At 66.9% G+C, this 8,842-nt stretch carries 11 protein-coding genes; all 11 read left to right on the forward strand.

From position 1 onward, the window contains the following. Positions 1-41 precede the first annotated feature (41 nt). The 11 genes from pstS to rnt all read left to right on the forward strand — a co-directional run bounded on the left by pstS (position 42) and on the right by rnt (position 8,696). The gene (gene pstS / locus RTY46_RS06260) at positions 42-1,130 is read left to right on the forward strand and encodes a phosphate ABC transporter substrate-binding protein PstS (protein WP_312707228.1); all 1,089 of its coding nucleotides are present in this window, start codon (positions 42-44) and stop codon (positions 1,128-1,130) included. 82 nt (positions 1,131-1,212) lie between these two features. Next, a complete protein-coding gene (gene pstC, locus RTY46_RS06265) occupies positions 1,213-2,181 on the forward strand; it encodes a phosphate ABC transporter permease subunit PstC (protein ID WP_108749106.1) in 969 nt (322 codons plus the stop codon). Next, entirely contained in the window at positions 2,181-3,044 is an 864-nt protein-coding gene (pstA, locus tag RTY46_RS06270) for a phosphate ABC transporter permease PstA (RefSeq protein ID WP_312707230.1), read from the forward strand. Before pstC ends, pstA begins: the two co-directional genes overlap by 1 nt. A gap of 19 nt (positions 3,045-3,063) precedes the next feature. After that, positions 3,064-3,894 carry a phosphate ABC transporter ATP-binding protein PstB gene (gene pstB / locus RTY46_RS06275; RefSeq protein ID WP_108757682.1) on the forward strand — a complete coding sequence of 277 codons (831 nt, stop codon included), beginning with the start codon at positions 3,064-3,066 and terminating at the stop codon, positions 3,892-3,894. Positions 3,895-4,024: 130 nt separating this feature from the next. Further along, entirely contained in the window at positions 4,025-4,732 is a 708-nt protein-coding gene (phoU, locus tag RTY46_RS06280; RefSeq protein WP_199933621.1) for a phosphate signaling complex protein PhoU, read from the forward strand. A gap of 261 nt (positions 4,733-4,993) precedes the next feature. Beyond that, complete coding sequence (locus RTY46_RS06285; RefSeq protein ID WP_312707231.1) at positions 4,994-5,350, forward strand: hypothetical protein; 357 nt, start codon at positions 4,994-4,996, stop codon at positions 5,348-5,350. Next, positions 5,337-6,212, forward strand: a complete 876-nt coding sequence (locus tag RTY46_RS06290) for a DUF692 domain-containing protein (protein ID WP_312707232.1) — start codon at positions 5,337-5,339, stop codon at positions 6,210-6,212. Before RTY46_RS06285 ends, RTY46_RS06290 begins: the two co-directional genes overlap by 14 nt. Continuing rightward, complete coding sequence (locus RTY46_RS06295; RefSeq protein ID WP_312707233.1) at positions 6,205-6,960, forward strand: putative DNA-binding domain-containing protein; 756 nt, start codon at positions 6,205-6,207, stop codon at positions 6,958-6,960. The genes RTY46_RS06290 and RTY46_RS06295 overlap by 8 nt, the downstream gene beginning before the upstream one ends. Before the next feature lie 26 nt (positions 6,961-6,986). Further along, on the forward strand, positions 6,987-7,487 hold the full coding sequence (locus RTY46_RS06300) for a DoxX family protein (RefSeq protein ID WP_312707234.1): 501 nt from the start codon (positions 6,987-6,989) through the stop codon (positions 7,485-7,487). A 171-nt stretch (positions 7,488-7,658) separates the two neighbouring features. Then, complete coding sequence (locus RTY46_RS06305) at positions 7,659-7,976, forward strand: RcnB family protein (RefSeq protein WP_312707236.1); 318 nt, start codon at positions 7,659-7,661, stop codon at positions 7,974-7,976. Between the two features lie 135 nt (positions 7,977-8,111). Continuing rightward, positions 8,112-8,696, forward strand: coding sequence for a ribonuclease T (gene rnt, locus RTY46_RS06310; RefSeq protein ID WP_012510544.1), 585 nt, complete (start codon positions 8,112-8,114; stop codon positions 8,694-8,696). Positions 8,697-8,842 lie beyond the last annotated feature (146 nt).

Genomic DNA, 8,842 nt, shown 5'->3' on the forward strand with positions numbered 1-8,842 from the left:
ATCCGCCGACAGTGTCGGCTCTACCCCGCTATGGAGTGACCATGAAACTGCACTCGGCCGGCCTCGCCGCCCTTTCCCTGGCCATCGCCCTGGGCCTGTCGGCCTGCGGTGGCGACAAGCAGGCCGCGCAGCAGCCGGCCGCCGACGCAGCCGCCGCCCCGGCCGCTGCCGGCGACAAGGTGACTGCTGAAGTGTCCGGCGCCGGCGCCTCGTTCATCTTCCCGCTGGTGTCCAAGTGGTCGGCTGACTACAACACCGCCACCGGCGCCAAGATCAACTACCAGTCCATCGGTTCGGGCGGCGGCATCGCCCAGATCAAGGCCGGCACCGTCGACTTCGGTTCGTCGGACAAGCCGCTGGCCAGCGACGAACTGGCCCAGGCCGGCCTGGCCCAGTTCCCCTCGGCCATCGGCGGCGTGGTGCCGGTGGTGAACATCGAAGGCCTGGAAGCGGGCAAGCTGCGCCTGACCGGCGCCCTGCTGGCCGACATCTTCCTGGGCAAGGTGAAGACCTGGAACGACCCGGCCATCGTCGCCGCCAACCCGGGCGTGACCCTGCCGGACGGCAAGATCACTCTGGTGCACCGTTCGGATGGTTCGGGCACCACCTTCAACTTCTCCAACTACCTGTCCAAGGTCAGCCCGGAATGGAAGACCAAGGTCGGCGAAGGCACCTCGGTGCAGTGGCCGGACGGCGTGGGTGGCAAGGGCAACGAAGGCGTGGCCTCGTACGTGAAGCAGATCAAGGGTTCGATCGGCTACGTCGAACTGGCCTATGCGCTGCAGAACGCCATGCCCTACACCGCCCTGCAGAACGCGGCCGGCACCTGGGTGCAGCCGAACGCTGAAACCTTCGCCGCGGCTGCCGCCAGCGCCGACTGGGCCAGCGCCAAGGACTTCAACCTGGTCATCACCAATGCACCGGGTGAGCAGGCCTGGCCGATCACCGCCACCAACTTCATGCTGATGCAGAAGCAGCCCAAGGATGCCAAGCGCAACCAGGACGCCCTGGCGTTCTTCAAGTGGGCCTTCGAAAACGGCCAGGCCCAGGCCAACGAGCTGCACTACGTGCCGCTGCCGGCCGAGCTGGTCAAGCAGATCGAGGCCTACTGGGGCACCGAGCTGAAGTGATGGACCCGACGGTGCCCGCCGCGTGCGGGCACCGTCCCTACCACGCCGTGCCGCCCCGCCCTTTCCTGGCCCTGCCGTCCCCATGAATGCCATCGCCCAGCCTGTAGCCGCCCCGTCCACGCGTGACACGCGTGATGCCCGCAACGACAAACTGTTCCGATGGGTGCTGGTCGGCACCGTCATCTTCGTCCTGATCGCCCTGGCCTGCGCCGCACTGTCGATGCTGTGGGGTGGTCGCCACGCCCTGCAGATGCAGGGCCTGAGCTTCTTCTTCTCCTCCGACTGGAACCCGGTCGAAAACAAGTTCGGTGCGCTGGCCCCGATCTACGGCACCCTGGTCACCGCGCTCATCGCGATGGTCATCGCCGTACCGGTCAGCTTCGGCATCGCCTTCTTCCTCACCGAGGTCGCCCCGCGCTGGCTGCGCGGCCCGGTCGGCACCGCCATCGAACTGCTGGCGGGCATTCCCTCGATCATCTACGGCATGTGGGGCCTGTTCGTACTGGTGCCGGTGATGACCGAGTACGTGACCCCGTTCCTCAATGAAACCCTGGGCGAGTGGCCGATCATCGGCCCGGTGTTCCAGGGCCCGCCGCTGGGCATCGGCATGCTCACCGCCGGTTTCGTGCTGGCCATCATGGTCATTCCGTTCATTTCCTCGGTGATGCGCGAAGTGTTCCTGACCGTGCCCACCCGCCTGAAGGAATCGGCCTATGCGCTGGGTTCCACCAAGTGGGAAGTGAGCTGGGACATCGTGCTGCCCTACACCCGCTCGGCGGTGATCGGCGGCATCTTCCTGGGCCTGGGCCGTGCGCTGGGCGAAACCATGGCCGTGGCCTTCGTGATCGGCAACAGCGTGCGCCTGTCGCCGTCGCTGCTGGAACCGGGCACCACCATCGCCGCGCTGATCGCCAATGACTTCGGCGAAGCCACCGAAACCTACCGCTCGGCGCTGCTGCTGCTCGGCTTCGTCCTGTTCATCGTCACCTTCGTGGTGCTGGCCATCGCCCGCCTGATGCTGATGCGCCTGTCCCGCAAGGAGGGCAACTGATGTCCACTGCCGCTGATTCGCTGTACATGCGCCGCCGCATCGGCAATGTCGTTGCCATCGCGCTGTCCTGCGCCACCGCACTGTTCGGCCTGTTCTTCCTGGGCTGGATCCTGTTCACCCTGGCCGCCAAGGGCCTGGCCGGCATCAACTGGGACCTGTTCACCAAGATGACCCCGCCGCCCATGCAGGAAGGCGGCCTGGCCAACGCCTTCTTCGGCAGCGCGGTGATGTGTGCGCTGGCGATCGGCATCGGTACCCCGCTGGGCGTGCTGGCCGGCACCTGGCTGGCCGAGTACGGCAACGCCCGCAAGGCCGGCACCGTGGTCCGCTTCGTCAACGACATCCTGCTGTCGGCACCGTCCATCGTGCTGGGCCTGTTCGTCTACACGCTGTACGTGATGCAGACCGGCGGCAGCTTCTCCGCCTTCGCCGGTGCGCTGTCGCTGGCCTTCATCGTGCTGCCGGTGGTGGTGCGCACCACCGACGAAATGCTGCGGCTGGTGCCTTCGCAGATGCGTGAAGCGGCCCTGTCGCTGGGCATCCCGCAGTGGAAGGTGATCGTGCAGGTGCTGTACCGCAGTGCCTCGGCCGGCATCATCACCGGCATCCTGCTGGCCCTGGCCCGCATTTCCGGCGAAACCGCACCGCTGCTGTTCACCGCCTTCGGCAACCAGTACTGGAACAGCAACGTGTTCCAGCCGATGGCCTCGGTGCCGGTGGTGATGAACCAGTTCGCCGGCAGCCCGTATGAATCCTGGCAGGTGCTGGCCTGGGCCGGCGCCCTGGTGCTGACCGTCTTCGTGCTGCTGGTCAGCCTTGCCGCCCGCGGCATCCTGCTGCGCAACCGTATCTCCCATGACTGACCTTTCCGTGGATACCGCCATGAACGACCTTTCCAACGCCGTGCCGATGCAGCGCATCGCCGTGCCGTCCTCGCACGAGAGCCTGCACACGCCGGCTCCGGTCAAGCTTGCCGCGCGCGGACTGGACTTCTACTACGACAAGTTCCATGCCCTGAAGGGCATCAACCTGGAAATCCCGGAAAAGCGCGTGACCGCGCTGATCGGTCCTTCCGGCTGCGGCAAGTCGACCCTGCTGCGCATCTTCAACCGCATCTACGCGCTGTACCCGAAGCTGGAAGCGCGCGGTGAAGTGCTGCTGGACGGCGAGAACATCCTCTCGCCGAAGTACCCGATGAACCGCCTGCGCAGCAAGGTCGGCATGGTGTTCCAGAAGCCGGTGCCGTTCCCGATGACCATCTTCGAGAACGTGGCCTACGGCATCCGCCACCACGAGAAGCTGAGCAAGGCCGACATGGCCGACCGCGTGGAACAGGCCCTGCGCCAGGGCGCGCTGTGGGACGAGGTGAAGGACAAGCTCAACCAGAGCGCGCTTGGCCTGTCCGGCGGCCAGCAGCAGCGCCTGTGCATTGCCCGTGCCGTGGCCCTGCGCCCGTCGGTGCTGCTGCTGGACGAGCCGACCTCGGCACTGGACCCGATCTCCACCAGCCGCATTGAACAGCTGGTGGAAGAGCTGAAGCACGAATACACCATCGTCATCGTCACCCACAACATGCAGCAGGCCGCGCGCGTGTCCGACTACACCGCCTTCATGTACCTGGGCGACCTGATCGAACACGACCGCACCGAAGTGATCTTCTCGCAGCCCTCGCAGCGGCAGACCGAGGACTACATCACCGGTCGTTTTGGCTGAAGCAGCAGTCGAGCTACAGACAACGTCAGTCGAGCATGGCTCGACTCTACAGACAACGTCGGTCGAGCATGGCTCGACTCTACGGACAACGTCAGTCGAGCGTGGCTCGACTCTACAGAGCGGAACAACCATGAATCTTCCCAACGACCATATCGTCAAGAGCTACGACGAAGAACAGCAGCGTCTGGTGGCCGAAATCGTGCGCATGGGCGAGATGGCCGTCGCCCAGCTCGAAGCATCGATGGACGTGATCGAGAAGCGCGATGAGAACGCTGCCCATCGCATCATCGCCAACGATGAAGCCATCGATGCGCTGGAACAGCAGATCAGCCACGATGTGATGCGCCTGGCCCTGCGTGGCCCGATGGCCCGCGACCTGCGCGAGATCCTGGCCGGCCTGCGCATTCCGGCCGACATCGAGCGCATTGGCGACTACGCCGCGAACGTGGCCAAGCGTTCCATCGCGCTGGGCAAGGTGCCGCCGCTGCCGCAGATCCAGGGCCTGCGTGCGCTGGGGCGGCTGGCCGCGCAGCAGGTGCGCCGTGCCATCGCCGCCTACCGCGATAACGACGCCGAGGCCGCCATCGCCCTGCGCCAGGACGATGCCCGCCTGGACGCGCAGTACACCGCACTGTTCCGCGAACTGCTGACCTACATGATGGAAGACCCGCGCAACATCACCCCGTGCACGCACCTGCTGTTCATGGCCAAAAACCTGGAGCGCGTGGGCGACCATGCCACCAACATCGCCGAGAACGTGTGGTTCCTGGTGCACGGTGAGCAGCCGCTGCCGCCGCGCGAGAAGCGCGACGAGACGTCGAGCACCGATGCCATCTGATTCCGCACTGCAACACTGAAGTGGGATCCAAGGGGCCGCTGTCGGTAGGACAGCGGCCTTTTTGTTGGGGTTTCCCAGGCGGCCATCCACGCATGGCGTGGATGAGGGGTCAGAGCCCTTTCCTGCGGAAAGGGATCCGACCCCGACCTTGCTGCGCCACTGTTCACCAAAATTTTAGCTTTCGGCGAAGATTCCTTGAGTAGGATCGCTGCACTCTTGTTTCACCCCGGGCGCCCGCCCACCACCCAAGGAGTACGACCCATGAGCAGTTCCAACAAGACCCTGTCCCTGCTGACCGCCACTGCACTGGCCGCGGGCCTGGGCGTGGCTGCCAGTGCTTCGGCCCTGAGCATGACCGACCTTGCCCAGGGCTACATGGTGGCCGGCCAGGCCGCCAGATCGGGCGATGCCAAGGCCACCGACGCCAAGGCCGCCGATGCTGCCAAGCACGCCGAAGGCAAGTGCGGCGCGGACGGCAAGAGCGCCGAAGGCAAGTGTGGTGGCGACAAGGGCAAGGCCGCTGCCGGTACAGCGGCCGACAGCAAGCCCAGGACCGGGGCCGGCAAGAAGGCGGCCGAAGGCAAGTGCGGCGAAGGCAAGTGCGGTGGCAAGCACTGACGCTGCGGCCAGCATCGTCCACCCGCGGTTGCCGCTGCCCGCGGCCGCCGTGGGGTTGGGCCTGCGGCGCGCGCTGCTGCAGGACCTGCGCGATGCCCCGGCCGGCGATTTTGATTTCCTGGAGTGCGCGCCGGAGAACTGGATCAACGTCGGCGGCCCTGCCGGCGAAGCATTGGATGAACTGGCCCGGCGCCATCCACTGAGCTGCCATGGCCTGTCGTTGTCGCTGGGTGGCAGTGCGGTGCTGGATACCCAGCTGCTGCAGCAGGTCGGTCATTTCCTCGAGCGCCACCGCGTGCCGCTGTACAGCGAGCACCTGAGCTACTGCAGCGACGAGGGCCACTTGTACGACCTGCTGCCCATTCCCTTCACCGATGAAGCGGTGCGCCACACCGCCGCACGCATTGCCCGCGTGCAGGACCTGCTTGGCCGCCGCATTGCGGTGGAGAACGTGTCCTACTATCTGGCCCCGCAGCCGGAAATGGATGAACTGGCCTTCACCAACGCGGTGCTGGCCGAGGCCGACTGCGACCTGCTGCTGGACGTCAACAACGTGTACGTCAATGCCTGCAACCATGGCTACGATGCCGATGCGTTCATCGCCGGCCTGCCGGCCCAGCGCATTGTCTGCCTGCACGTGGCCGGGCACCTGGACGAGGCACCGGACCTGAAGATCGATACCCACGGCAGTCCGGTCATCGACCCGGTGTGGGCGCTGCTGGAACGCAGCTACGCCCGCTTCGGCCCACGCCCGACCCTGCTGGAGCGCGACTTCAACTTCCCGCCCTATGCCGAACTGCAGGGCGAACTGCACACCGTCCGCCGCCTGCAGACCCGCCACGCGGGAGCTGTACATGGCTGACGCGCCCGAACGCCTGCGCGCGCAGCAGCACGCGTTCACCGCACATCTGCGCGACCCGCACCGCGTTCCCGCGCCCGCTGATCTCGATCCGCGGCGGGTCGCGGTATACCAGCGGCTGCTGTTCAACAACCTGCTGGGCCTGTTGAGCAACGGTTTCCCGGTCTGCGTGCGCCTGCTGGGCGAACCGGCATGGGCCGAGCTGGTCCGCCACTACTTTGCCCACCACCGCGCGCGCTCCCCGCTGTTCACTGCGGTGGCGGCCGAGTTCGTGCAGTGGCTGCAGGCGCAGCCGGTCCTGCCCCACCCTTCACTGGCCGAACTGGCGCACTACGAATGGGTGGAAACCGAGCTTTACCAGCGCGCGGCCGAGCCGCTGCCAGCGGCCCCCGGCATCGACCCGCTGCAGGAACCGTTGCGCTGCTCACCGCTGGCCTGGCCGCTGCTGTACGCATGGCCGGTCCACCGCCTCGGCGCCGATGATGCGCCGGTCGCCCCGCGCGCCGAACCGACCGGCCTGCTGGTCCGCCGCGATGCCGATGGCGGGGTGCGCTTCGCCCAGCTCAGCCCGTTGGCCGCGCATCTTCTGATCCTGATCGACGAGGCGCCGGGCACCACCGGCGCGCAGCAGCTGCGAGCGCTCTCTACCCTGCACCACCTCGACGCCGATGCGTTGATCGAACCCGGCACCCAGCTGCTGCAGCAGTTCCTGCAGGCCGGTGTAATCGGCCCGCTGCCCGCCGTGGCCTGATTCCCCCAACGAGGAGTTCCCCCGTGATGAACACCCTGCCCCTGGCCGCCGTGCGCGGCCAGCTGGATCGCTGCGGCCCGTGGTTGGCGCCGCTGGGCCTGCGCCTGCTGCTGGCCTGGGAGTATTTCGAGTCCGGCCGCGAGAAGCTGCTGGGCGAGAACTGGTTTGCCGAGCTGCAGGGCGCGTTCCCGTTCCCGTTCGACCTGCTGCCCGCCAGCGTGAACTGGCAGCTGGCGACCTGGTTCGAGCTGCTGGGCGCGGCCTGCCTGCTGTTCGGGCTCGGCACCCGCTTCGCCGCGGCGAGCCTGCTGGTGCTGACCGCGGTGGCCACCTATGCGGTGCACTGGCCGATGCAGTGGCATTCGCTGGCTGATCTGGCGATGGGCTATGCGATCAGCGACCAGGGGTTCGGCAACTTCAAGCTGCCGGTGCTGTTCATGGCGATGCTGCTGCCGCTGCTTTTCAACGGTGCCGGGCGTCTCAGCCTGGACGCGTGGCTGGCGCGCTGGCGCGCCGCAGATCAGTAGGTGCCAACCTGGGTTGGCACCTGGCGGAACCCGGATCGTCCACCTCGCACACGTTACACGCCGATACGCGACGAAATCGCGCAAAAGGCCGATTTGATCGCCTATTCATCAAAAAAATCCGATCCTGGATCCGTGGCCTCGATGACCACGTCCTTCCCCCGGAGTTGCCCCATGAAGCGCCTGATTGCCGCCACCCTTTCGCTGACCCTGCTGGCCACCGCCATCTCGCCCGCCATGGCCGCACCCTATGGCGCCGGTGGTCGCGACGACCACCATGGCCACAGGGATCACCACGACGATCGCCGCGATCCGCCGCGTCGCGGCCACAAGCTCGCCCACGACCATCGCGGTGAGTACGTGCGCGATTACCGCCACCATGGCCTGCGCGCCCCGGCGCGCGGCCAGGAATGGCGCAAGGTCGACGGCCGCTATGTGCTGATTGCCGTGGCCACCGGCGTCATCGCCGACGTCGTGCTGGCCCGCCGCTGATCCATCTGCAGCGCCCCGGCCATGCGATGCGTGGCCGGGCGCTCAGGGTCGCTCTGCTAGAATCCGCCCATGAATGACCCCACCCCCGCAGCTGACGCCGCCCCCGTTCCCGTAGCACCCCCGGCGCAGCGCGCGATGTCGCAACGCTTCCGCGGCTTCCTGCCGGTGGTGGTCGATGTGGAAACCGGCGGCTTCGACAGCCAACGAAATGCGTTGCTGGAAATCGCCGCCGTGCCGATCGAGATGGACGAGAACGGCCTGCTCTACCCAGGCCAGACCGCCAGCGCCCACGTGGTGCCCGCCGAGGGCCTGGAAATCGACCCGAAGTCGCTGGAAGTGACCGGCATCATCCTGGACCACCCGTTCCGGCTGGCCAAGGAAGAAAAGGCGGCGCTGGACCACATCTTCACCCCGGTGCGCGCGGCCATGAAGAAGTACGGCTGCCAGCGCGCCATCCTGGTCGGCCACAACGCGCACTTCGATCTTGGCTTCGTCAATGCAGCGGTGGCCCGCACCGGCCACAAGCGCAATCCGTTCCATCCCTTCAGCGTGTTCGACACCGTCACCCTGGCCGGCATTGCCTACGGGCAGACCGTGCTGGCACGCGCGGCCAATGCTGCCGGGCTGGGCTGGGATGCCAACGAGGCGCACAGCGCGGTGTATGACACCGAGCAGACGGCACGGTTGTTCTGCACCATCGCCAACGCCTGGCCGCGGTAAGCCGCCAACGGCGGCGCCCCTCGCCGCGGGCAAGGCATCCCGCTTGAGGCCGGGCTGGATGGATTCGCGGGGGGCGCCGTGAACCCATCCCTGAAGTGACCCCCTGAAGTTGGACAGGTGGGGGATCAGGCGGCCAGTGCGGCCTG

The organism is Stenotrophomonas sp., from assembly GCF_032056425.1.
Taxonomy (GTDB): Bacteria; Pseudomonadota; Gammaproteobacteria; order Xanthomonadales; family Xanthomonadaceae; genus Stenotrophomonas.

Excerpts from the sequence above, each read along its gene's own strand:
- RTY46_RS06295 (WP_312707233.1), top strand. The coding sequence starts at position 6,205 with ATGGCTGACGCGCCCGAACGCCTGCGCGCGCAGCAGCACGCGTTCACC.
- pstS (WP_312707228.1), top strand. The coding sequence starts at position 42 with ATGAAACTGCACTCGGCCGGCCTCGCCGCCCTTTCCCTGGCCATCGCC.
- pstC (WP_108749106.1), top strand. The coding sequence starts at position 1,213 with ATGAATGCCATCGCCCAGCCTGTAGCCGCCCCGTCCACGCGTGACACG.
- rnt (WP_012510544.1), top strand. The coding sequence starts at position 8,112 with ATGTCGCAACGCTTCCGCGGCTTCCTGCCGGTGGTGGTCGATGTGGAA.
- RTY46_RS06285 (WP_312707231.1), top strand. The coding sequence starts at position 4,994 with ATGAGCAGTTCCAACAAGACCCTGTCCCTGCTGACCGCCACTGCACTG.
- RTY46_RS06305 (WP_312707236.1), top strand. The coding sequence starts at position 7,659 with ATGAAGCGCCTGATTGCCGCCACCCTTTCGCTGACCCTGCTGGCCACC.
- pstB (WP_108757682.1), top strand. The coding sequence starts at position 3,064 with ATGAACGACCTTTCCAACGCCGTGCCGATGCAGCGCATCGCCGTGCCG.
- phoU (WP_199933621.1), top strand. The coding sequence starts at position 4,025 with ATGAATCTTCCCAACGACCATATCGTCAAGAGCTACGACGAAGAACAG.
- RTY46_RS06300 (WP_312707234.1), top strand. The coding sequence starts at position 6,987 with ATGAACACCCTGCCCCTGGCCGCCGTGCGCGGCCAGCTGGATCGCTGC.
- pstA (WP_312707230.1), top strand. The coding sequence starts at position 2,181 with ATGTCCACTGCCGCTGATTCGCTGTACATGCGCCGCCGCATCGGCAAT.